The sequence below is a fragment of the Fusibacter tunisiensis genome (genome assembly GCF_016908355.1).
Taxonomy (GTDB): domain Bacteria; phylum Bacillota; class Clostridia; order Peptostreptococcales; family Acidaminobacteraceae; genus Fusibacter_D; species Fusibacter_D tunisiensis.
This window is the reverse complement of record NZ_JAFBDT010000030.1, coordinates 1-24,579: the sequence shown is the minus strand read 5'-3', so window position 1 is coordinate 24,579 and position 24,579 is coordinate 1. Positions and strand designations below refer to the sequence as shown.

Sequence of the window (24,579 nt, the reverse complement as noted above, 5' to 3'; positions counted from 1 at the left end):
TGGTCTAATTGTAGATCGAGACTATAATGCAAGCATCAATATTAGAAACGAAGGTATGCGTATATTATCAGCATAAATTATAAAAGAACCGTGGGACACACGGGGATAGCTCGCTTATGCTGTAGCCATTAGGCTATTCGAACGAGAAGCCCCCACTTCTTAAGTGGTGGGAGTATGTCACAATATGAAGAAAATCAGATGCTCTTGGAGTTTATGGACAATTTTAGTCTCGAAACTTATTCAAATTTTTTGACGTATAGAACATACAGACGCAAAAATCACCCTTATGAGTATTGGTATGAAGCATCTGTAGAAGAGATTGAGGGTTCTGCGCAATATGTTGAGCTTAGGGCACTTAAGCAACTCGACAGAAAATTATACAATGAGCGTATTCAGCGTCTTAAAGAACGTATTTTGAAAGCTGAGGATGTTTTTCCAATAAGGGTAAAATGCTATGATGCTGGGGCGCTGTTTTTTCAAGTGCTAAAAGAAAACCATCTTCTAGACTTTGAAGACTGTACAGACAGTTTGTCAGCGGACGCAGTGTTGTCAGACAAACAAATGTGTGACATAGAAATTAACCTAAACAAGGCGATAGTTAAGGGGTTGGAGGATCATAAAACGGCCACATTAGAACGAATTCAAAGGGGGCTTGATGAAGGTGAACTTATTGAAACTGGAGAACTGGAACTTCTAGGTGTCAATGTATATGATGCAAGATATGCAAAGGGATATGTTCTTTCAACACATTTTGTCTATTATAGAAAAGATGACAACGAGAAGGTGGCATACGGGGATTTTTTGATTCAACTCGATGGACAGAACAGAGGGGAAAAGTTATACAAAATATGATACAATGGACAAACTAAAGGATTGATTCAAAGATTTGAAACAAAAAGAAGATAGGGGCATTTATGGCAAGTGATAATTATGAGAAAAGAAGAACCTATTTATTAAACAATAAAAATTTATACAAGACGACACTTTTTCTGGCATGGCCTGTTATTATACAGTCGCTTTTACAGGTTTCTGTTGGGACCATTGACATGAAAATGGTTGGAACTGTTGGTGTTGACGCGATTTCAGCCGTTGGGACCAGTCGAAATATCATAATGATTTTTATGGTGCTGGTGATTGCAATCTCAACAGGAACCACTGCTATGGTTGCGCGATTTGTAGGCAGAGACGATCAGGAAGGGGCGAGCATTGCTGCAGGACAGGCTTTTCTTTTGTCTTTGATTCTTTCGGCAATAATTGTTCCGGTTGGTCTAATGACCAATGAATTTAGTTTGAAAATTTTAGGCGTTACAGATGGGGTGCTGAATTACGCTGTGGACTATATGAAAATATTTTTTCTTGCTGTGCCATTTTTTTTGCTTCACTTTATGGCCAGATCTATTTTTCAAGGGGCGGGCGACACCAAAACACCGCTTTATATTGATATAATGATGAATGTTATCAATGTCATTGGCAATTATATCTTTATCTTTGGTATGTTTGGTTTTCCAGCCTTTGGAGTGGCAGGGGCAGCAATGGGAACAGCCCTATCCAGATTTGTTAGCGCTTTGGTATCGTGGGGCTTTTTATTAAGTGGAAAGTTCGATGTGAAAGTTAAACTCAGTCATATGTTTAAACCCGTTTGGGGTGCTTCAAAGCAAATTATGGATATAGGCATTCCCTCGGGTTTACAAGGCTTATCTAGGAATGCAACTACTTTTGTAATGTTTGCCATTTTGGCAAGAACATTGGATGCAAAATTTGCAGTGCCTGCTTTTGTAATTGGGACCAATCTAAATCAATATGCCCTAATGCCGGGTCTTGCGATAGGAACGGCAGCAGCAACACTCTCAGGCATGAATCTCGGTGCAAAGCAATTTGATCGGGCAGAGGCCAGTGGTCGGGCAACAGCGATTCTTGGTGCCGGTGTGATGTTTGGCATATCGCTCCTTTTTGTGATTTTCTCCAAGTCATTTATTGATTTTTTCTTAGATGTGCCCAATGATTCTGTCGTGAGAATTGGGCGCCTGTTTCTAATAATAATTGGAATTTCAGAGCCCTTTCATGCAGTATCCATCATCTTGTCTAGGACCATGCAGGGTGCTGGGTACACAAAAAAGCCTTTTCAAATTACCTTTGTAAGCTGGGTTGTCATTCGAGTTGCCTTGGCCTTTACGCTAGGCATTTTGTTTGGCATTGAGTCCACAGGTGTCTGGATTGCTATTAGTGCAACTAATCTAATTTCGGGATTGTGGTCATATTTCGAGTTTAAAAAAGGCAAATGGAAAAATGTAAGTATTTATACTGTTGGGTAAAAAGAAAACTAGTGGATGACATTCTGTCATCCAGTTTTTTTTATGTGGGGTGCTTTATGGACATGAAAGTTGAAAATAGATATAATATAAAAAGCGGAGTAATTGAGAGCGAGGTTGTTCTGTAGAAAAGAAGGAAGGAGTGTATAGTTATTTATTTGAATAATTATACAAACAAATATGCAACTGAGTGAATTGATTGATGGTTTAGAGCTGTCAGGTTCAAATAGAGATGTGTTTCATGGTATCGAGGTTTCAAAAGTCGTTTATGATTCTAGAAAAGCGGAAAAAGGGTGTGTTTTTGTTGCAATAAAAGGATTTACCAGTGATGGCCATGATTATGTTGACAAGGCCATAGAGAATGGTGCTTCGGTGATTGTCGTAGAAGAGTGGCCCCATAAGATGTTTGGTGACGACGTGACCCTAATTGAAGTTAAAGACAGCAAGAAGGCACTGGCTGTCCTGTCATCTAATTTTTATTCAAGGCCCTCTGAAAAAATGAACCTTATTGGCGTGACTGGAACGAATGGCAAAACTTCAGTGACCTACATTATAAAGTCCATATTGGATGAAGCGGGTATAGGCACTGGATTGATTGGCACCATAGAGTGCTTAAGTGGTAATCAAAGGCTAAAAACCAGCCACACGACCCCACTTGCACCTGAACTCAATCAATACTTTGATCAAATGGTTCGAGACAAGTGTACAAAATGTGTTATGGAAGTTTCTTCTCATGCCATTGAATTGGACCGGGTGTATAATTTGGATTTTTCGACTGGTATTTTTACAAACCTTTCAGTGGACCATTTAGACTTGCACAAAAACATGGAAAACTATTTTAATGTTAAGAAACGCTTATTTGAGAATACGCGGATGAATGTGGTTAATATTAGCGATGCATATGGCAGAAGACTCTATAAAGATTTGAAAGCTCGAAATAAGTCAGTAATGACGTATGGCTTTACAGAAGAAGCGGATGTTTATCCGAGCGAAATTGACTATCAACAGAAGTTTACCCTTTTTACAGTGAATACACCTGTGGGAAGCCGAAAAGTTAAGTTGTCCATTCCTGGAGATATTTATGTTCAGAATACTTTGGCGGGGATTGCGTGTGTGCTTGCTGAAAATATAGGCTTAGATTTAATTGTTAAAGGTGTAGAGAAATTAAAAGGCGTTCGGGGCCGATTTGAAGTTTTACCGTTGAATACAGGATTCGACGTTATTATTGACTACGCGCATACAGGGGATGGACTCGAAAAAACACTGAACACCATTAAGAGCTTTGCAAAGGCCAGAATCATCACCTTATTTGGTGTCGGTGGCGGGAGCCGTGGGGAAGAGAGACGGTATGATATGGGACATATATCTGGCAGGCTTTCTGATTTTACCATTATTTCTTCGGACAATCCAAGAAACGTGGACCCACAAGTGATAGCATCCCAAATTGCAAGCGCGGTTGAAGCGGAAAATGGAGCGTATGCCATTATAATTGACCGAAAAGAAGCAATTGAATATGCAGTTGCCCATGCACAAGCTGGGGATATAATTCTCCTTGCAGGCAAAGGGCATGAAACCACACAGATTACAAATGAGGGCACAATTGAATTTGATGAACGGGAAATTGTTTTTGAAGCCGTTCGGAATTTATAAAAATGGGAGATGCAGATATGCTGGAGTTTGAAAAATATCACGGTACTGGGAATGATTTTGTCCTTATTTATATCAAAGATGACAAACAGCATGCCTACAGTGCGTTAGCAGTTGAACTTTGTGACCGGCATTTTGGTGTCGGGGCAGATGGACTCTTGATTTTGGAAAGGTCTGATCAGGCAGATTTCAAAATGCGTATTTTTAATCAGGATGGATCTGAGGCCCCTATGTGTGGAAATGGGATCCGCTGCGTTGCCAAATATGTAATGGACAAGGGATTAATTGAAGGGGATACATGTGTTGTGGAAACCATGTATCAAAAAATTCAGGTGTCCGCTGTAAGGGTGGACGGTAAAACGTTGTACCGCATCAACATGGGAAGTCCAATTTATGACACGTCAAAAATGCCAGTTCTTTTTGATAAATCTGAATTTCAAAATGAATCTATTGAAGTTGACGGTCAAGTGTATACCCTTTCGGCATTAAACATGGGCACCATACATGCAGTAACCTTTGTTGATGAAATTGATCAAATCGATATTGACCTTGTAGGGTCTACAATTGAACAGTACACGTATTTTCCACAGGGAATCAATGTGGATTTTTGTAAGGTCATTGACCCACATACATTGAAAGTGACCACTTGGGAAAGAGGCGTTGGTAGAACCATGTCTTGTGGAACAGGTGTCAGTGCTTCTGTGGCGCAAGGGATTCGGGAAGGTAAACTAAAGTCACCTGTGAAGGTACTGGTTACAGGGGGCGAACTTTTAATAGAGAAGAGAGCGTCCGAGTATTATATGAGCGGACCGGCAGTTCATGTGTTTAGTGGGCAATATTAGGAAGAAAGGAGTCTATGATTATTTGTTGAGGTAATCATATAAAAGATAGAATGAGTATATTTGATAAAGATTTAGACAGGTGGCATACCAGATCAGAAAAATGGGATGGTATGCTTGAGAAATTTGGAACAAGTGATTTGATTCCACTTTGGGAAGCGGATATGGATTGCAAGTGTTCCCCGCAAATTATTGACCATTTTAGAAAGCGGGTTGAACATGGGGTTTTTGGCTATACCATTAGGGACGATGCCTTCTTTAATGCCATTATTAACTGGCAGGCACGCCGCAACAATTGGCAAATTGAAAAAGAGTGGATCCGAAATGCCCCTGGCACAATTCCAGCCCTTTCGGCAGCTATTTTGGCTTTTACAGAACCCGGGGATGAGATTATTATTCAGGAACCGGTTTACTACAGATTCTTCAACTCAATCATTTTAAATGAAAGAAAAACCCTCCACAATACTATGATTTTTGATGGAGACCAGTATTTACTTGATTTTGAGGGCTTGGAGAACATGATTACAGAAAGAACGAAAATGATTGTTATCTGTAACCCTCAAAACCCTGTTGGAAAAGTGTTTACAAAAGAAGAGTTGTTGCGAATTGGAGAAATTTGTTTGAAGCACAACATATTGATTGTTTCCGATGAGTTGTATTCAGACATTCTTTTTGATGGCAGAAAGCATTACCCAATTGCGAGTCTTTCAGAGGCTCTCAAAATGAATACAATCACGATGTTTGGTCCTGGAAAAGGGTTTAACCTACCGGGCCTTAAAGCCAGTATTGTCACCATTGCAAATCCAGAACTGATGAAAATTTATGACCGGACGGCAGATGCCATTGAACTTTTTATGAAAAATCTCTTTTCAATTGAAGGGGTTATTGCCGCTTATGAGTATTCTGAAGAGTGGCTTGACGAGATTACGGTGCTGTTGCAGGAAAAAAGAGATTATGTTGTTGACTACATTAGAACCAATATACCAGAAATAAATATTGTTAAGCCAGAAGGTACTTATATTGCATGGTTAGACATGCGATTCTTGAATATGTCTGACGCTGAGCTGGAAGCATTTTTGGTAAATGAAGCTAAAATTGGCGTGAAGTATGGGCATACTTTTGGAAAAGGCGGCAGTGGCTTCATTCGCATTAATTTTGCGTCTTCTAAAACACTATTGGAGGAAGCACTTGAACGGTTGGCAGACGCTGTAAAAAAGCAGTTAGCCAAATAAAATATGGACGGCGTTCATAAAAGGGGGATGGAATGACAGATTTTGAGAAATTGGGCGTATTCTATCTTGGAAAGACATATGATTTAAAGCAGAAAAAAGTAGACCAAGATTATGTGTTACTCAAGTCAAAAGATCTAACAACTCATGCGGTGATTATTGGAATGACCGGAAGTGGTAAAACTGGGCTCGGCATTGGGCTTATTGAAGAGGCAATGATGGATAACATCCCAGTTATTGCCATTGATCCTAAGGGGGACCTAAGTAATTTGGCCTTAACTTTTCCCGAGTTTAGGGGCGAGGATTTTGAGCCTTGGATTAATTTACAAGAAGCATCCAATCAAGGTAAGACGCCAGCAGAATTTGCCAAAGACCAGGCTGAAATTTGGAAAAGTGGACTTGCAGAGTGGGGTCAGGATGGCAAACGGATTGAAACCCTTAAGCGAGAAGCTGAAGTGAAAATTTTTACGCCAGGGGGGACAGGAGGCGTTGGTGTTTCTGTACTCAAGTCATTTTCAGCGCCAAAAGCAGAGATTTTACAAGATAAAGAAGCACTTGGGGACCGTCTGAGTGCCACCACACATAGTATTTTGTCTTTAATTGGAATAACGGCAGATCCTTTTACCAGTAGAGAATTTATTTTAATTTCTAATATTTTGGAGTCGAACTGGGTGCTAGGGAAAAGTCTTGGTCTAGCAGATTTAATCAGCGCCGTTCAAAAACCACCATTTGATAAAATTGGTGTCATGGATTTAGAGAGTTTTTACCCATCGAAGGACCGGTTTGGTCTTGCGATGATGCTCAACAATTTATTGGCTTCTCCAGGATTTGAGGCATGGCTTGAGGGGGAACCTTTGGATATTGGCGGTTTTTTATATCGACCAGATGGAAAACCCAGAACATCTGTGTTCTCAATTGCCCATTTGAATGACAGTGAACGGATGTTTTTTGTGACCATGTTGCTTAATGAAGTTGTAGGATGGATGCGAACGCAAAGTGGAACAGGAAGTTTAAGGGCCATCTTATATATGGATGAAGTGTTTGGCTACCTACCACCTACGGCAAATCCACCTTCAAAAGGACCACTGTTGACCTTGTTAAAGCAAGCAAGAGCCTATGGTTTAGGCCTTGTTTTATCGACTCAAAATCCAGTTGATCTCGATTATAAGGCGCTTTCAAATGCAGGAACATGGTTTATAGGCCGTCTGCAAACAGAGCGCGATAAGGAACGTGTCTTGGCAGGTCTGGAAGGGGCTGCAAGTGGCGGGCATTTCAATAAATCCGAGACGGAACAAATATTGGCAGGACTTGGGAAGCGTGTTTTTTATAGACACAGTGTTCATGAAGATGTCCCTTTGATTTTTAGCACGAGATGGGTTATGTCTTACCTTGCTGGGCCTCTTTCCAGAGATCAATTGTCCAGTTTGTCCGGCTTTAATGAAGAATCTCCTGCGCATTTAGAAAAAGAGGCTGACGTGGTTAAGGCCTCTAAAGAAATCCCAGACTCTGGGGAGGGTTTGCCAGTGCTACCCCCAAATATTAAACAGATTTTTCTCCCTTATTCAGGAAGTTTGGGTTCTGGTATTAGGTATAGACCTGCAGTTATAGGGGTGACGGATGTCCTATACACCAGCAGTAAATATGGGATTTCAGAGATGAAAAACTATATAATGGTGACCCCATTTAAAGAGGGGCCTGTTGCTCTAAATTGGGACGATGCCCAACATCTGGCGTTAGGAATGGATGAACTGGAACAGGTGCCTGTTGAAGGGGCCACATTTATGACCTATCCAGCTGTGGCCGCAGAGGCAAAACAGTATACCAACTGGAAAAGACTGCTGAGTCAGTTTATTAGAACCAGTGTTCATTTGACCTTGTTTTCGTGTCCAAAGTTAAAACTCATATCAGAATATGGTGAAGATGAAAGAGCGTTTAGAATCAGAGTCCAGCATCAGGCACATGAGGAACGGGACGCAGAACTTGAAGCGTTAAAACAAAAATATGATTCAAAATTTAGAACACTGGAAGGCAAACTTCAAAGAGCTGAGCAAGCGGTTGAAAAGCAAAGTCATTTGGCATCTCAAAGAAAGCTAGATGCGGCTGTTTCTGCAGGGAGTGCAATTTTAGGGGCGCTTTTAGGTAGGAAGGCAGTGAGTGCCACATCCGTTTCGAAAATGGGAACGGCTATGAGACGAACGTCCCAAGCCCTAAAAAGTGGTCAAGGGATTGACCAAGCTGAAGAGAGATTCTTGCTGGTTCAGCAAGAAATAGAGGCATTAAATGCCACTTTAGAAGATAAAATCACAGAGATTTCTTCTAAATACGATGCCATAAAAGATGACATAGAATCAATTGATGTACGCGCGCTCAGTGGCAATATTACTGTCCATTTGGTAGGGCTTGCTTGGATTCCTGAAAGTGACTAGAATTTATAAAATAAGCCTCTTTATACGCTTCTGTATAAAGAGGCTTATTTTATTCCGTTCTCATGGTTTGTTTATAGTAACTTGTATGACCATAAATCTCTTGCTTAAGTGGATTTCGCTTATGTTTCATAATGGTGTAGACCATAATGGCAAAGACACCTAAGTTTACAGCAATGGAGACGATCCCAAGTGTGATTAGGTTCGTTTGTGTATAGTTGGGTGTGATGTTAAATAGACTGCTTGCTTGAAAGTCAAATGAAAGTGAAAACAAAGCATATAGTGAAAGAATTTGGGCTCTGTGTTGGAGCCATGCCCCCTTTTTAAAGAAGAATTCCGCAATCATGGCAGCTATTAATATTCCGAATCCCGCATAGAGTGCCCGGGTTGAAATACAATTGTAAACGTAGGCAAAATTCCAAATGGTATAGCCGACAATATACAGCCATGTCATATCAGGCCAAAGCATGTCCTTTGAAGACGATTTAGACACGCGGATTCCCGAAAAACCTGTTAAAGTAACAATACATAGGATTCCTGCTGCGGCATTCATTAGATTCCAAGGGCCACCCATAATCAAGATGCCACCGGCATCTGTTGTCAGTGTTTTGTAAGTCCAGTAGACTTCAAGTTCTCGGTAAACGGCTTCTGCAATATTTATCGAAAGAATTGAAACAGGGAAAATAGCTGCAAATCGGTTCTGTCCAAGTTTGGTAAACCGAATTAATAAGAAACCATAGACCCCAATAAGTGCTGAAACAACTTTTACCCAGCCAAACCAAGTTTTTCCCGTCGGTGACCCAAGGACACCTGTCATAATTAAAACAAAGGCTGCCAATGGGAGAACCCCATAAGCAAGTATTGAAAGCTTTAAAGATTTTCGAGAGACTTCATTAATTATAACAAAAGTGGCTATAAAAACCAAAATGCCAATAAGACTGGTTAGATCACCTTTTTCAAATAACAACCCCATGTGGTTACCTCCAAATAATTTAGTAAGCTACAATTTCCTTAATGTTAAATGTTTGTCCCGACAGCAGATTAAACGCATCATGGCCGCAGTTTGGGCAGATTTTACGTTCTTTAATCAAATTGTATACAGCATTGCAATTTTTACATCTGGCTTCTGCAGGTTCCATGACAATTTCCAGTTTTGTATTTTCATAGGCGGTGTCACTTACAGCAGCCGGGTAACAGTCTTCAATAAATCGGGGAATCGCTTGCGACAGTTCCCCAATTTCAAGTACAATCTTTTCAACATGCGTGAGCTGATTTTCCACAACAAAGTGATCTACAATTTTAATGACTTCATAGACAATTCCAAGTTCATGCATGATTACCTCGTTTCAGTAAAAGGATTAATTTTATTCAGTGTAATTTTAGTTTTACGGACGATTGTATTTTTGATAACCGCTTTTGGCAGGTCCTCGATTTCATAGCCCATCACATCATGGACACGTTCCAATTTTATGGCATCAAATTTACATCTTAGCGTACATGCGCCACAGCCAACACATAAGTATTCATCTACCTTTGTAGCCCCGCAGCCTAAACATCTGGCTGTTTCTTTTGCAATTTGATCTTCAGTAAGTACCCCTCTAAGGTCTTTGAAAGTTGTCTTAGAAACGGAACCATCCACAGCGGCAATGCGTTGTCTTTGAGTGCCATCATAGTCTATAAATTCAGCAAGGTTATCTTTGTCCAACATTTTATAAGAATGTGTATCCCGACCGAAAATTAGAGATTGACCAGGTTGTACAAAACGGTGGATGGAGACAGCGGCTTCTTTTCCAGCTGCAATTGCGTCGATTGCCAGTGCAGGGCCACTTGCAACGTCACCACCAGCAAAAATGTCAGCTTTTGAAGACTGAAGTGTAATTGGATCAACCTTGATTGTGTGGCGTCCTGTTAATTCAACAGCTTCATCTTTAAGCAAATCACCATATGAGAATGTTTGACCAACAGATAAAAGAACGTAATCACAAGGAACTTGTATGGCGTTTGTGTCGTCGAATTGTGGGTTGAACTTGCCGGATGCGTCTTTTGTAGAGAGACATTTTTTAAACTCAACGCCCACAACTTTCCCGTTTTCTGAAAGAATTCGTGTTGGCCCCCAACCATTCTGGATTTCAACAGATTCAGACAAGGCTTCATGGACTTCCTCTTCATGAGCCGGCATTGCTTCTCTGGACTCCAAACAATAGATTTCTGAATCCGTAACTGTGTTTAGTCGCACGGCACTCCTAGCAACATCCATTGCCACATTTCCGCCACCAATGACGATGACTTTGCCACTTACTTCTGGGTCTTGACCAAGGTTAACTTTTTTCAAGAAATCAACACCATGTTTAACTTCGGGAAGGTCTTCACCCTCAATTCCGAGTTTGCGACCCGCTTGTGCCCCGATTGAAAGGTAAAATGCCTTAAATCCTTCGTTTCTGAGTGCGTCAATTGTGATGTCTTTACCCACTTCAATCCCGGTTTTAAAAGTAACACCCAATGTTCTTAATATGTCTATTTCAGCGTCAATAACATCTTTTTCAAGACGATAAGCAGGAATACCAAAGCTCAACATGCCACCGGGCTTGTGTTCTTTTTCAAAGACGGTTACATCATAGCCGTCAATGGCCAAATCGTAGGCACACGTTAAGCCTGAAGGACCACCACCAATGATTGCAATTTTTTTGTCAGCGTAATTGTGTCGTTTTTCAGGAACATAACGGGTTGCCTCATTTAGATCCTTCTCAGCAATGAATTTTTTAATGTCATCAACGGCAACGGACTCATCCAAATCGCCTCTTGTACAGTCTTCCTCACACAGCCTTGGACAAATACGACCACAGACAGCAGGAAAAGGATTGTGTTTTTTAATCAACTCTAATGCTTCAGTGTATTTTCCTTGTGAAGCAAGTTTGATATAACCTTGTACAGGTATGTGGGCTGGACATTTAGTGATACAAGGAGCTGTACCTGAATCCAGGGCATTTTTACGATTGGTACGATAGTCACTGTTCCATTTGTCTGATTGCCACTCTGTATTGCGCGGTGTGACTTTGGTAATGGTTTCATCAATTGGCGTGTTGGTACAGAGTTTTTGACCCAATCGAAGGGCATTGGTTGGGCACACATCTACACATTCACCACAAGCAACACATTTTGTTTTGTCAACAACCGATTTGTAGTTGGACCTCACGATGTCATTGTTCAGATATTCATTGGCAAGTCGCATGGCGTAACAGCTACAGCCACAGCAATTACAAATGGCATGTGTGTGTCCGGGGGTGTCAAGATTAGGTATGGAATGCATGAGTCCATTGTCTTCGGCTTTTTTTATGATTTCAAAGGCCTCTTCACGTGTGATTTGTCTGCCACGTCCAGTTTTAATATAGTATTCTGCTGCATGGCCAAGTTGAATGCACATGTCCTCTTTTAGGTGTCCACACCCTTCACCCATGGCTTCTCTGGAAGTCCTACACGAACAGTCAGAGACTGAAAAAACTTCAGCTTCATTTAAGTGTTTGGAAACTTCCTCGTAAGACAATTTCTTGGTGTTACCATCAAGGGCACGTTCAATTGGAATGACGCGCATTGGACCGCCACCAATTGGCATAATTCCAGCTGCCATAGGGCCTTTTTTGCTCCCAAAATAATAAAAGGCTTCTGTGATTTCAGGATGTTTTGCAACCAGTGTTTTGTTATTGTTAATCATTTCAAGATGACCTGGAACAAAAATGTCTTGCCAATACACGTCGACACCATCTACAGTGTTGACAAAAGACACACCAGCCCAAGCGATATACTCTAAAGCTTCTTTGACACGTTCTAGAGGTTCACCACTTTTTTTTGCCACATCTTCCGCAGTACATTTTTTTCGGAATTCCAAGTTTAAGGCTATCTTTGCCTGATAAGGGTCTAAAATAGGTGCAAGTGCTTGGTATTCTGGTCCAAAAGGTATGGCCTCTCGGCTTGTTCCTGCCTTTGTTCGACCTATTTTGTTGGCCAAGTCTAGGATTTCTTGACGAAAAGGCTTGTTGCCCACATCGTCCCATGAGAAAGCAAATTCGACTTTATGTGTTTTTATCATGTTATTGTCCTTTCATTTCTGCTTGAACCCATTCAATCCATGCGTCCAGTCCAGTATTGTTCTTAGCTGAAATTGGGAAAATTTTCACGTTAGGGTTCAACTTCCGAACCCTTTCTTCTAGCACTTCCATATTAAAATCAAAGTAGGGCATGACATCTGTTTTGTTGATAATCAGGGCATCTACTTTTTCAAACATCATTGGATACTTTAGGGGTTTGTCATCGCCTTCAGGAACACTAAGTATGGCAATGTTGCGCATGGCACCCGTATCGTGTCCAACAGTGCAGATGAGATTGCCAATGTTTTCTAGAAATACAAGATCAAGATCGTGAACTTCAAGTTCTTCCAGTCCTGTCCGTGTCATAGTGGCGTCCAAATGGCAAAGTCCACCAGTATGCATTTGAACGGCCTTTGCACCTGCATTTTGGACAGCACGTGCATCTACGTCCGAATCGACATCTGCTTCAATAACGCCAAGTCTAACGTCATTTTTTAGCCTTTCAATTGTTCTAACCAATGTGGATGTTTTGCCACTTCCAGGAGAGGACATGACGTTAATGAGAAACGTGTTTTGGTTTTTCAAGAAGTCTCGCGTTGCATTTGCCACTTTGATATTGTCTTCTTGAATGCTTTTGCGGATTGTAAAAGTTTTAAGCGTGTTCATTTCAATCCTCCTTTTCTAATCGTTAAGATGAGTATATCAATGTTGAAATTTGAGTACAATCAGTCGAAATTAGAGACAGGTGTGGGCGTAAAAGTTTTTGCAAAGTGTGCACAAATTTGTTAATATATAAACAAACGGTTATATCACACGATTTTTTTTTAGCACGTCTAAAATGTAAACACTTTCATAAAACAAAATAATTTGGAGTTCGCGATGGACAGAGAAGAAAAATTGGAAATTATAAAGTTTGGACAAAAAGAAGGGGTTTCTAAAGCCTGTCAAGTATTTGGCATTTCAAGGACTCTTTATTACAGATGGTTGCAGCGCTATAAAGCGGAAGGGATTCTGGGTCTGGGAAAAAAGAGGGGCAATGTCTCTCCTGCAAACAAAACATCTTCTGGAGTAGAGGGTCAGGTTTTGGATTTGATTTTTCAATATCCTGAATATGGGCCACAAGCGATTATGTATCTCATGGACGACCTAGGGTATAAATTGAGCACATCAGCTGTTTATAATATTATGAAGCGAAGGGGACTGAATACGAAATCAAAACGCATAAAAATGGGCAAACGGAAATCCAATCTGGTTAAGCGTATTGAGCCGATTAAAAGGGCATCAATAAGCGGAAGTGATTGGAACATTTGGATAACTTCTTTTGGCAGTTATGACGACCTAGGCACCCTGTACGCTTATAATATACTGGACAAGCAAAGTAAAATAGCGTGTTCAAGATTATATACAAGTTGTGATGTAGACAATATAATGGACCTAATGACTGCTGTTGCAGCGCCCATAGCACAAATTCTCAATTTCGATTTGCATCACGTCCGGTTTTTTTATGAGGATACGGTGTGGGACGTGCCAAAGAGACGCTTAACTGAAGAAATAAAGAAGTTGTTTATAGGCTGTGTTATAGAATTTGTCCCTATGGGGGTTAAAATAGATGACGTTCAGGATGAAATTTCGCATTATACAGAAAAATGTATTGGCATTGTCTTGCCACGTGTTCAGAAAAAAATGCCACTTCAAATGCTGAAATTGGAATTTCAGAGATGGGTTCGCCATTATAATCTACATGAACATATGCAATATGAACTTGGTTGTATGTCACCATTGGAATATCACATGAGGGTTACTGGGGAAAAATGGGTATTGCCTTTGTGGGCTTATTTGGATCGGGCGTACTAAGCATTCTTTTTAGGGGGAAGGGTATGAAAATTGCAATTATTGGGGCGGGTTTTAGTGGCCTTACGGCAGCTTATTTACTTGAGAAAAAGGGGCATGACGTAACAGTATATGAAAAAGAAACGGAAATTGGGGGCCACTGTAAAACGTTACGGAATGGTGGCATACAGATTGAGCTTGGGACTGTTTTTGCTTTTCCAGACCATATAAAGCCCTTGTTGATTGAGCTGAAAATCAACTATTCAGAAAGATTTACCCATAGAAATTTTATAAGTTCTGATTATCGCAAAGTGGAGCATGTGTCCAGAGAACATGTTCCGAGACTTATGGAAGAAATTAAGCTATTGGACACGCTTCTTAAGTCTTATTGCGATAAAAGCAAATCCTTCTTTTATGATGAGATTCCCAAAGCGCTTATGGTACCGGTTGATACATTTTTGGCCCAACACGGTTTAACCGTCATTGGAGATGTCATTTCACCTCTTTTTTCGTCTTTTGGATTTGGGGATATTCAAAAAGTGAAGGCCTATTATGCGTTTCGTATTTTTGATTGTGATACCATTCAGTCTTTTATCCGAAATGACAAGTTTCTATTTGCGGATTTAGGCGTTGGTGAGATTATAAAACGGTTAAGTGACTCTGTTTCTGATATTCGTTATGGCATGCCAGCTGTTGGTATTCACCGCATTGGAAATAGTGGGGTGGTTGAAACATACTATGATAAAGCAGAATATGACCGGGTTTTTATTACCTCTAAACTGCCCGATGGTGTTGTAAAAGATGCGCCTGTGAATTTGGCGATGCAGAAGATTGAAACGAACCCTTATGTAACCTGTGTCTATGAAGTGGAAGGTCATAATATGGCCACAACATATTTCAAAGCCAATTTAGGGTCTTTGGGTAAAATACAATTTTACCACACGTTTAAACATGAAAATCAAATGATACTGGTGGGTTATGCGTATGGGCACCTGTCCACGGAATTGGTTAAGGCCATGGAAAATGATTTGCTACAAAGCGGATTAAAACTTAAACGCTTGATTTCTACCCGTCAGTGGCATATTTTTCCGCATTTACCTCTGGAGAATAGCCAATCTGATTTTTACCATCAACTTATAAAAAATCAGGCGCTTGGCCCCATTCAGTTTCTGGGCTCTCTAATTTCAAAACCATCCTTATCACATCTTTACGCCTCCATTAAGACATTCTTGACAGAAGGCAATTATTGAACTACAATGAATCTGTTTTAGCTTATAAAGGAGGCAAAAATGAAAATAAAACCAATTCATCAACTTGTATTATCAGGTGTTTTTATTGCAATAGGTGTGGTGCTCCCAATTGCATTCCATGCCATTGGAGGCGCTGGCGCGATATTTCTCCCCATGCATATTCCAGTTTTAGTGGCAGGTTTCTTTTTAAATATACCTTATGCAGCAGCAGTTGGCATATTGACCCCGCTTTTAAGTTCATTATTTACGGGAATGCCACCGGTCTTTCCAATGTTGCCAATTATGATGGTGGAATTGCCGGTTTATGCCATTGTGATTAGTTTGCTAACACAAAAAACAAAACTGAATCTATTTATCAAATTGTTGGTTGCAATGGCTGGTGGCAGAATTGCAGCAGGTGGATGCGTTTATGTACTTGCGACGTTTTTTTCAGCAAAATTACCGGGCCCTGACGTTTTTATAAAAGGATCTGTTGTGACAGGTCTTCCGGGAATTGGGATTCAGCTGCTTTTAATTCCAGCTGTAATTGTGGCTTTGGATAAATTTATGGATGCGAGACACATTCAAACTCAAGATTAGGAGATGGAATGGATCAGACATCTTTTCTGGCCATCATGTTTTGGATGTAGGAACAGGAACGGGCGTGTTGATACCTGAACTGGCAAAGCGTGTCGGCTCTGAAGTTGATACGGAAGAACTGTTTGTGTTGGTTGGTGAAACTTAAAAAAGTTGCATGCTGACAGGTCAATAGACTTGCCAACATGCAACTTTTTTTATAAATTATCAGGTTCTTTTTTGGTGTAAATACGATTGCTTGAGTTTTTAGTATCTTTAAGTTCTTGGTCTAAAGCATCTAAAAGACTTATAATCTTATCACATTCTTCAAGCGGAACGTTGTAATAAAGAAATAGATCTTCAAATTTTTGGATGCTTTGATGCAACCGCCTGTTGATGTCGATAAAACTTTGGATATTGTGACTCTTAATGGCGTTTTTAAATTGTTCTAAATCTACTTTAATGATTTCAATGACTTGCTCTTCATCATAAAATTCTTTAATGGCAAGCGGATATGGCTTAATGCGCTCCAAAAAATAGTTGCCATTTTTGTTGATGTTGTAGACATACGACACTTCAAAACCACTAATATCAAATTTCACATAACACATTTTACTGTTGATTGTTTTTATTTTCGCACCCATTTGTCGCAATTTCATAGTCTGAATTGTTAATTCGGCGTCTAATAATCGACTCATTTTAACCTCCTACAGGTATCGAACCCATAAATAGACAGTGGATACCGCTACCGAAACCAGCATAATCGGGAATCCAATTTTCATATATTCAACAAAAGACAATTTATAGCCTTGTTTTTCAAGCATACCGCTGACAATCACATTTGCTGAAGCGCCTACAAGTGTCCCATTTCCCCCAAGACAAGCGCCAAGAGCCAGAGCCCACCAAAGTGGTGTAATGCTGATGCTGCTAAGATCACCAATGCTTGTGATTAGCGGAATCATGGTGGCAACAAATGGAATGTTATCTAAAAATGCGGAAGCAATCGCTGAAACCCATAAAATCAGCATGGCAGTAAAAAAGAGGTCTCCATGTGTTAAATCTAACATTTTTTCAGCGAGAAAATGGATAACACCCACATCTTCAAGTGCACCAACAAGGATAAAAAGCGCCATAAAGAAGAAAATAGTGGGCCACTCAATTTCCATAAGAATGTCTTCCGGATCCAACTTGCTGAGCAGTAACAAAAGACCAGCTCCAAATAGAGCAATTGTAGCAGATTCGTAGCCCAATGATTGGTGTGACATAAAGCCAATAATGGTAATACCCAAAACAATTAAGCTTTTAATGAGTAACGTTTTATCCTTTATTGCTAACTGTTCATTCATGGATAAAATTTGACGTTTGTTCAGCTCGTCGGCAACGAGCGTCTTACCGTATACCATTTTAAGGATGACCATTGTAATACCTGTAATGACAATGACGACAGGTCCTAAATTGACTATGAAATCATTGAAACCAAGTCCAGTTGCACTACCAATCATAATGTTGGGCGGGTCTCCAATAAGGGTGGCCGTTCCACCAATATTTGCAATAAGGACTTCGGGCACTAAAAATGGAATTGGATTCAATTTAAGTGCATTTGCAATTACAATTGTAACTGGCACAACAAGCAGAATCGTCGTAACGTTGTCTAGAAAAGCAGACGAGACGCCTGTTAATATAGAAAAAATCAAGACAATCTTCCAAGGATCGCCCTTGGCTGCCTTGGCCGCCTTAATGGCGACGTATTCAAAAATCCCCGTTCGTTTGAGGATGTTGACAATAATCATCATCCCTACCAAAAGGCCAATGGTGTTAAAATCCACGTGCATAATGGCTTCTTCCTGCATTTCAATGTTAAAAATCAACATGAGCACAGCGCCAAAAATTGCAATAGCGGTGCGATTTACTTTTTCTGACACAATAATCACATAGGTTAAAGTGAAAATTGCGATGGCAACAATTAATTGTGTGTTCCCAAACATAGTATTTCCCCTCGATTCAATTATAAAGTTGTTACGTGACACAACTTCACATATTACGCTTGTCAAATCGGGAAGTCAATACTGAAAAAATATATTTTTCGTAATGATTGATCGTATCTTTGGACTAAGGATTTTTGATTTCTTTTCTAAAAATTGTATAAAAGATCATTGTGCCAATGATATAGAATAAAATTGTAAAGGCATAGGGCGTATTGTAAGTGAAAGTACTCATAATCCAACCGCCTACAAGTATGCCTAAAGCCCTTGAAATGTTGTTGAGCATGGCGCGCATAGCACTCATTAGTGGCCTGTGATGGTCTTCAATAATGTGCATGGAGATATTACGAATCAAAGGCTGTCCCATGTTCATAAGCGAACTTCTAAGGAAAAAGGCTATGGCCACAACAATTAGACCTTGTGGGAGCCCAATCGCAATTAGCAGAGGGATGCTTAAAAGTTGAGTTATGACAATGGTTTTATAATTGCCAAATCGACTGCTCAAATAAGGGACGCTTAGACCACCAAAAACTGTTCCAAGTTGCGCAAAACTTAGGATTAGACCAACAATACTCTCAGAAGTATCTAACATGTACTTTAAGTAAACACCAAAAAAAGGAACAATCAGGCCAGCGCCGAGACCAATCATGCCGGTATAAGTCAAAAATAGAACATTGGTTTTGGTAAAGAAACCCTTAAATTCTTTGAAATTGAGCCTTTTAACTTTTTCAACGGGTCTAGGGGTTAAACGGCTGAGTGGAATAAGTGCAATTAAACTCATGGCACTCACAACGATAAGGGCATATCTTATAGAAATTGCACCAGAGCCAAAGCGCGTTGCAAATAAATCTGCAATAAATCCTGTGAGAAGTGAACCTGTCATAAAGGCGGCATTTCGGGTTGCAAATGTAAGCGAAAATGCATGCACGCGTTCGTCTGCATCAGCCTGACCATATATAAAGGGGGATTCCACAGTCAACATGGCTGCTTGGCCGAAACCAAAAATGACCGAAATCAGTTGCATGGCAAATACACTTTCAACCGAGACAATGGCAATGCTGGAAATGCCAACTATTAGGAGCCCCATTAAAAGGGTGCGTTTGTGGCCAATGCGTTCGGATAAAGCTGCAATGACAAAAGCCATAATCCCCACAGATAATCTTCTAAGTGAAAGAATTGACCCCACAAGACTTTCAGAATACCCAAGTTCTTTGACGTAGATCCCAAAGAAACCATTGAAGGACGCGGATGTCAGTCCATAAAGAAAAACAACGACTATGAATTTTTTAATTATTGGATTAAGGTTTTTATAACTCATAAAAGAATTATACAATTTTTTGTTTACTTTGTGCAAACATAATCGTTTCATGATAAAATAGGATGGACTTATTTCTAGGAGGCAAAAATGGAAGTGATGGATCTTATAAAGGTTATAATATTAGGGGTTGTTGAGGGGATTACAGAGTGGTTGCCCATTAGCAGTACGGGGCACATGATACTTGTTGATGAATTTATTAAATTAAACGTATCACCAGCGTTTATGGAAATGTTTTTAGTCGTGATTCAACTGGGGGCTATTTTGGCAGTTGTAATGCTTTATTTTCATAAACTTAATCCACTGTCCCCCAAAAAGACATTGGATGAAAAAAAAGAAACCCTATCAATTTGGTACAAGGTTGTAATCGGCGTTATACCAGCCGGTATCTTAGGTGTTTTGTTTGATGATTGGCTCAATGCCCATTTGTATCATTATGTAACAGTTGCCATTACGCTCATTTTTTATGGTATTTTGTTTATCGTTATTGAAACGAAACATAAGGGTAAAGAGGGGGACATTAAATCTTTTGCAGAATTAAGTTATAAAACGGCGTTTTTAATCGGTGTATTCCAAGTGTTATCGCTGATTCCGGGAACATCTCGGTCTGGGGCCACGATAATTGGCGCTATTATACTGGGGACGTCACGATTTGTAGCGGCTGAGTTTTCTTTTTTCATGTCGATCCCAATTATGTTTGGGGCTAGTGCCATTAAACTTTTAAAGTTTGGATTTGATTTTTCACCATCTGAATTTATCCTATTGAGTGTTGGGATGATTGTCGCTTTTGGTGTGTCACTTGTTTCAATTCGGTTTTTGATGACTTACATCAAGAAACACGATTTTAAAGTTTTTGGTTGGTATCGTATTGGATTGGGACTTTTAGTTATTGGTTATTATTTAAGCACATTATAAGCGTGATAAAGGCCGTGTGGGATGTCATACGGTCTTTGTCATATTTATGCCACATTTTATGGGTATAGTATAAAAAAAGTATAATGGGGTGAGGTTATGTCCTATAAGATTCTTTTAGTAGAAGATGAAGCACAGATTGCTTCAATTGTTTTGAAATATTTAGATCAAGAATCCTATACGTGCGTGTGGGCTAAAAATGGATTTGAAGCCCTTGAAAAACTAGATGATGAAATTTATCATTTGGTAATTCTTGATGTGATGATGCCGGGCATTGATGGGTTTGAAGTCTTAAAAGAACTACGTGAACTATCGGATACACCTGTTATAATGCTGACTGCAAAAAATCAGGAGATGGACCGAATTAAGGGATTTGATTTAGGTGCAGATGATTATGTGAGCAAACCATTTAGCCCGAGAGAGTTGGTTAGGCGCATAAAAGCGCTTTTTAAACGCGTTTATGGCGAAAATGAAGATGCTTATTTGAGTGTTGGCGATTTAAAGCTTTATACACAGAGTATGCGTCTTTTTAAAGAGGATGTTGAAATACCCATTACGGGAACAGAATTTAGGCTTCTATTGACGTTTATGAAACACAAAAATGCCGTTCTTTCTAGAGATCAGTTGATTCAATTGTCTTTTGGAACTTCCTACGATGGCTATGATCGAAATATTGACAGTCATATTAAACGATTGCGACAAAAAATTGAAACGTCTCCTAAAAACCCTAAATATCTTGTGACAAAATACGGAGCTGGTTATATTTTTGGTGGTGACTTATGATGAGTATTCGGAAGATTTGGCTTTTAATTTTAGTCAGTGTGGTGGTTTTTTCAATAGGCATCAATGGCATGTTAATGCTGACCTTAACAGACAGACACTTTGATACGTATCTGGAATCTTCTTATGAAACACACATTGATCAAATTCAAGATTATCTTAAAAATACCCTCGCATCTGGCACATATTCTGTTGATCAAATGGCAATGGAACTTGAAACACATCTGGTGGACCCAATTAGTGAAATACGGTTATTTGACCCTGATGGACACCAACTTGTTGCCGTTAGTACAGATGCCCATCTAGCCCCAAGAAATCGTATGATGGGCAATTGGGGAAAACGCAATTCAGGTGAAACAGAGTCCTATGAAGTACAGCTCAGCGATAGGACGCTTGGTGTCTTTAATGTGGTGACCCACACTTCTGTTGACAATACATTTCAGGCTCAGGCTTTTAAGTCATCATTAATTGTAAACAGCATTATTGCAATTGGTATTGCACTGGGTGTATCTGTGGTGCTGGGAATTATTATGAGCAAGAAGATGGGGCGTGCTCTGAAAGAAACGGCAGAATTTGCACAGGAGATCCATGTTGGGGGAACAAAAACGTATGCATCTTCAAAAATTCTTGAAGTCGATCAAATCCGGAAAAGTTTGGAAGAACTGAACATAAGGCTGAAACTTAAGCAAAAAAGCAGAAAAGCCCTTGTAGACGAGCTGATTCATCAAACACGAACGCCGCTTACGATTTTAAAAACACATGTAGAAGCTTTGGAAGATGGCATAATTGCCCCAACGGATGAAGAAATGAGCGTATTCCACCATCAAATTGATAATATTGGTGAAATTGTTTCAAACGTGGGCCATATGATAGACGCCGACAAGCAGAGACTTGTAAGCAATCCGGAACCTGTGGTAATTGAAACCTTATTGACTCAGGTGGTAAACGGCTTAAAGGCACAGTTTAGAAAAAAAGGCATTCGCCTAAGTATTGATATGGCCGTTAAGCCTGTTCTTCAGACGGACCCTTTTTTACTTGGACAAACCATTTACAATCTACTGGTGAATGCGTTAAATTATACCTCTACTGGGGGCTCTGTTTGTGTAAAATGTTATGAAGCAAACAAGACAACTCGGATTGACATTTCTGATACTGGAATTGGAATTTCTAAAAATGACTTGCCACATTTGTTTGAAGCGTATTTTAGAGGCGCAGGCGGAGCAGACAAGAATGGAGATGGTATTGGTCTATATGTTGTGAAAGAAAATTTAGAGGCCATAGGGGCTGATATTACAGTAAAGTCCAAAGAAAATGAAGGCAGTATATTTACAATTGAATTTCATTGATGTATGGATTGATTGGTGATAAAATATAGCGGGACGGGTTATATACCGTTAGATGTTTGGGGCGAGCCCTTTAAATTTCATTAAAGAGGAGATGCATTATGAATAAACCGATTCTCTCAGCGCACTTTGAATCAAGAAAACCATCAGATGTACGCTTGGCGCAGATGAAATACGATGAACGTGCCATAAAACCGGAAGCCGTTATCAATGTTGGTATAGGCAATGTGTCCTTAGCGACGAATCCGGCTATGGTGAAGCGGATGTTTGAACTAGATGCACCTGAAAGTCCTTTTTCAGGAGGTGTTATCCGGTATACAGGCACTGCTGGAACCGAAGAAGCAAGAAATGCGTTTAAAAACATACTGGATTGTGAAGGATTCGACACAAGCAAACTACATGTTCAGGTGACAGACGGTGGATCTGCTGGTATGGAACTCGTGATTATAGGGGCTTGTGGACCAGCTGGAACTTCTGAAAAGCCGCTTATGATGATTGATCCAGCCTATACAAATTACATTTCTTTTGCAGAAAGATTGGGCCGAAAGACGGTTACAGTTAAGAGACACTTGGAAGAGAACGGGAAATTCACTTTGCCTGAGATTGACACACTTGAAAAGATTATACAAGAAAACAAGCCAAGCGCTTTATTGGTTATTCCATATGACAACCCAACTGGACAATATTATGATCATGAGACCTTGGTAAAACTTGCTGGTCTATGTGTGAAATATAACATGTGGATGGTTAGTGATGAAGCTTACAGAGAACTTTATTATGAAGAGGGTAAGGAACTTGTGAGCATTTGGGGCATTACAGATTCTGATGTACCAGGTATTGAAGGCAGACGTATCAGTATTGAAACGGCGTCTAAAGTTTGGAATGCTTGCGGATTGAGAATTGGTGCTGTTATTACAGACAGTCCTGAGTTCCACAACAGATCTGTAGCAGAGTACACAGCAAACTTGTGTGCCAATGCAATCGGCCAGTATATATTTGGCGCATTGGCCAAGGAAAGCAAAGAAGACTTACTTGGATGGGCCCAGTCTTTAAGAACTTATTATAAAGAATTAATTGTTAATGTTTATAATGGACTTAAGGCATTGGAGCCAAAATTAATTGTTTCCAGTCCAGATGCGTCTATCTATTCTGTAATAGACGTGAGAAATGTTGTTAAACCGGGATTCGACGCTATAGAATTTGTACTATTCTGTGCGGGAGAAGGCTCGGTAGAGATAGATGGTGTTGAAACCACTTTACTGGTTGCGCCAATGAAGGGATTTTATGACATTCCAAAAGGTGAACCTAACCCTGGAAGTACTCAGTTTAGGATTTCCTTTGTTGAATCCCCTGAAAATATGGCAAAAGTACCGGAACTTTTTGTTAAATTGTTGAGAAAATTTGAGGCACAAAGATAGAGTTATCGCCCCCTTTTTGAGTTAAATGCTTCGCTATTGAGTGGCTGAAGCTTAACGAATAAGGGGGCTTTTTTCTGAGTATTGTGATAAAATTAATTGAGGTGTATGAGATGATTCGGTATTATAATTTTTCTATTGGGAGAATTGGAATAGGTGCTCAAAACGGAACAATTACTCAGGTGATTTTAACACCTCAAGCAAATGCGTGTTCTGAACGGGGCGTGGCAAAAGATTTAGAATTAATTGAAGCAGCAGCCCTTCAAATTGAAGCTTATTTAAAAGGCGAGATTAAAACTTTTGATTTGCCACTTAATCCTTCTGGGACTGACTTTATGAAAAGCGTTTGGATGGAACTGCTTAAAATTCCTTATGGCGAGACGAGAAGTTATAAGGAGATCGCCATTTCAATCGGGCGCAATAAGGCGTACAGAGCTGTGGGAATGGCAAATAATCGAAATCCAATCCCAATTATAATCCCATGTCACAGGGTTATTGGATCAAATGGGAAAATGGTAGGGTATGGTGGGGGCATTGACCTTAAGGTTAAACTTCTTGAGATCGAAAATGAACATGAGACTAACTATATGAAGTCAATAGAAAAAACAAAATAATCTAAATAAAATTAAAGTTAAAAAATTGCACGACAAAAAGAAGTAGAGAAATCT

Annotated in this window: 22 protein-coding genes; 15 read left to right on the top strand and 7 right to left on the bottom strand. The window is 39.9% G+C overall.

Annotation, left to right across the window (positions count from 1 at the left end):
• The first annotated feature begins 174 nt into the window (after positions 1 to 174).
• From JOC49_RS11680 to JOC49_RS11655, 6 genes are all read left to right on the top strand, one after another.
• Positions 175 to 852, top strand: coding sequence for a hypothetical protein (locus tag JOC49_RS11680; protein WP_204665222.1), 678 nt, complete (start codon positions 175 to 177; stop codon positions 850 to 852).
• Positions 853 to 914: 62 nt separating this feature from the next.
• Positions 915 to 2,312, top strand: a complete 1,398-nt coding sequence (locus JOC49_RS11675; RefSeq protein WP_204665221.1) for an MATE family efflux transporter — start codon at positions 915 to 917, stop codon at positions 2,310 to 2,312.
• Between the two features lie 177 nt (positions 2,313 to 2,489).
• Complete coding sequence (locus JOC49_RS11670) at positions 2,490 to 3,959, top strand: UDP-N-acetylmuramoyl-L-alanyl-D-glutamate--2,6-diaminopimelate ligase (RefSeq protein ID WP_204665220.1); 1,470 nt, start codon at positions 2,490 to 2,492, stop codon at positions 3,957 to 3,959.
• A 2-nt stretch (positions 3,960 to 3,961) separates the two neighbouring features.
• Positions 3,962 to 4,798, top strand: coding sequence for a diaminopimelate epimerase (gene dapF / locus JOC49_RS11665; RefSeq protein ID WP_204665219.1), 837 nt, complete (start codon positions 3,962 to 3,964; stop codon positions 4,796 to 4,798).
• A gap of 50 nt (positions 4,799 to 4,848) precedes the next feature.
• A complete protein-coding gene (locus tag JOC49_RS11660) occupies positions 4,849 to 6,027 on the top strand; it encodes a MalY/PatB family protein (RefSeq protein WP_204665218.1) in 1,179 nt (392 codons plus the stop codon).
• Positions 6,028 to 6,059: 32 nt separating this feature from the next.
• Complete coding sequence (locus JOC49_RS11655; RefSeq protein ID WP_204665217.1) at positions 6,060 to 8,450, top strand: ATP-binding protein; 2,391 nt, start codon at positions 6,060 to 6,062, stop codon at positions 8,448 to 8,450.
• 49 nt (positions 8,451 to 8,499) lie between these two features.
• Here the strand turns inward: JOC49_RS11655 and JOC49_RS11650 are convergent, their stop codons facing one another.
• From JOC49_RS11650 to hypB, 4 genes are read right to left on the bottom strand one after another with little or no spacing between them, the layout of a single operon-like run.
• Positions 8,500 to 9,420 (bottom strand): DUF5692 family protein, encoded by a 921-nt coding sequence (locus JOC49_RS11650; RefSeq protein ID WP_204665216.1) that lies wholly within the window; start codon positions 9,418 to 9,420, stop codon positions 8,500 to 8,502.
• A gap of 19 nt (positions 9,421 to 9,439) precedes the next feature.
• Complete coding sequence (locus JOC49_RS11645) at positions 9,440 to 9,781, bottom strand: hydrogenase maturation nickel metallochaperone HypA (RefSeq protein WP_204665215.1); 342 nt, start codon at positions 9,779 to 9,781, stop codon at positions 9,440 to 9,442.
• A gap of 2 nt (positions 9,782 to 9,783) precedes the next feature.
• A complete protein-coding gene (locus JOC49_RS11640; protein ID WP_204665214.1) occupies positions 9,784 to 12,531 on the bottom strand; it encodes an FAD-dependent oxidoreductase in 2,748 nt (915 codons plus the stop codon).
• Position 12,532: 1 nt separating this feature from the next.
• Positions 12,533 to 13,195, bottom strand: coding sequence for a hydrogenase nickel incorporation protein HypB (gene hypB, locus JOC49_RS11635; protein ID WP_204665213.1), 663 nt, complete (start codon positions 13,193 to 13,195; stop codon positions 12,533 to 12,535).
• Positions 13,196 to 13,408: 213 nt separating this feature from the next.
• Between hypB and JOC49_RS11630 the strand changes: the two genes are divergently transcribed.
• Genes JOC49_RS11630 through JOC49_RS11615 form a run of 4 tightly spaced genes read left to right on the top strand, consistent with a single transcriptional unit; the run spans position 13,409 to position 16,333 of the window.
• Positions 13,409 to 14,383, top strand: coding sequence for a helix-turn-helix domain-containing protein (locus JOC49_RS11630; RefSeq protein ID WP_204665212.1), 975 nt, complete (start codon positions 13,409 to 13,411; stop codon positions 14,381 to 14,383).
• A gap of 23 nt (positions 14,384 to 14,406) precedes the next feature.
• On the top strand, positions 14,407 to 15,609 hold the full coding sequence (locus JOC49_RS11625; protein ID WP_204665211.1) for an FAD-dependent oxidoreductase: 1,203 nt from the start codon (positions 14,407 to 14,409) through the stop codon (positions 15,607 to 15,609).
• Between the two features lie 39 nt (positions 15,610 to 15,648).
• Complete coding sequence (locus tag JOC49_RS11620; protein ID WP_204665210.1) at positions 15,649 to 16,188, top strand: ECF transporter S component; 540 nt, start codon at positions 15,649 to 15,651, stop codon at positions 16,186 to 16,188.
• Positions 16,160 to 16,333 (top strand): hypothetical protein, encoded by a 174-nt coding sequence (locus tag JOC49_RS11615; RefSeq protein WP_204665209.1) that lies wholly within the window; start codon positions 16,160 to 16,162, stop codon positions 16,331 to 16,333. Before JOC49_RS11620 ends, JOC49_RS11615 begins: the two co-directional genes overlap by 29 nt.
• A gap of 49 nt (positions 16,334 to 16,382) precedes the next feature.
• Here JOC49_RS11615 and JOC49_RS11610 read toward each other — a convergent pair whose 3' ends face one another.
• The 3 genes from JOC49_RS11610 to JOC49_RS11600 form a co-directional block, all read right to left on the bottom strand.
• On the bottom strand, positions 16,383 to 16,862 hold the full coding sequence (locus JOC49_RS11610) for a hypothetical protein (RefSeq protein ID WP_204665208.1): 480 nt from the start codon (positions 16,860 to 16,862) through the stop codon (positions 16,383 to 16,385).
• Positions 16,863 to 16,871: 9 nt separating this feature from the next.
• Positions 16,872 to 18,149 (bottom strand): ArsB/NhaD family transporter, encoded by a 1,278-nt coding sequence (locus JOC49_RS11605; RefSeq protein ID WP_204665207.1) that lies wholly within the window; start codon positions 18,147 to 18,149, stop codon positions 16,872 to 16,874.
• A 124-nt stretch (positions 18,150 to 18,273) separates the two neighbouring features.
• Positions 18,274 to 19,464, bottom strand: coding sequence for an MFS transporter (locus JOC49_RS11600; protein WP_204665206.1), 1,191 nt, complete (start codon positions 19,462 to 19,464; stop codon positions 18,274 to 18,276).
• Positions 19,465 to 19,551: 87 nt separating this feature from the next.
• On the opposite strand from JOC49_RS11600, the gene JOC49_RS11595 reads away from it, so the two are divergent.
• From JOC49_RS11595 to JOC49_RS11575, 5 genes are all read left to right on the top strand, one after another.
• Positions 19,552 to 20,376, top strand: coding sequence for an undecaprenyl-diphosphate phosphatase (locus tag JOC49_RS11595; RefSeq protein WP_204665205.1), 825 nt, complete (start codon positions 19,552 to 19,554; stop codon positions 20,374 to 20,376).
• 96 nt (positions 20,377 to 20,472) lie between these two features.
• The gene (locus JOC49_RS11590) at positions 20,473 to 21,156 is read left to right on the top strand and encodes a response regulator transcription factor (protein WP_204665204.1); all 684 of its coding nucleotides are present in this window, start codon (positions 20,473 to 20,475) and stop codon (positions 21,154 to 21,156) included.
• The gene (locus tag JOC49_RS11585) at positions 21,153 to 22,499 is read left to right on the top strand and encodes a sensor histidine kinase (protein ID WP_204665203.1); all 1,347 of its coding nucleotides are present in this window, start codon (positions 21,153 to 21,155) and stop codon (positions 22,497 to 22,499) included. The genes JOC49_RS11590 and JOC49_RS11585 overlap by 4 nt, the downstream gene beginning before the upstream one ends.
• Positions 22,500 to 22,597: 98 nt before the next feature.
• Complete coding sequence (locus JOC49_RS11580) at positions 22,598 to 23,914, top strand: pyridoxal phosphate-dependent aminotransferase (protein WP_204665202.1); 1,317 nt, start codon at positions 22,598 to 22,600, stop codon at positions 23,912 to 23,914.
• A gap of 83 nt (positions 23,915 to 23,997) precedes the next feature.
• The gene (locus JOC49_RS11575; protein ID WP_341534682.1) at positions 23,998 to 24,525 is read left to right on the top strand and encodes a methylated-DNA--[protein]-cysteine S-methyltransferase; all 528 of its coding nucleotides are present in this window, start codon (positions 23,998 to 24,000) and stop codon (positions 24,523 to 24,525) included.
• The last annotated feature ends 54 nt before the right edge of the window (positions 24,526 to 24,579 follow it).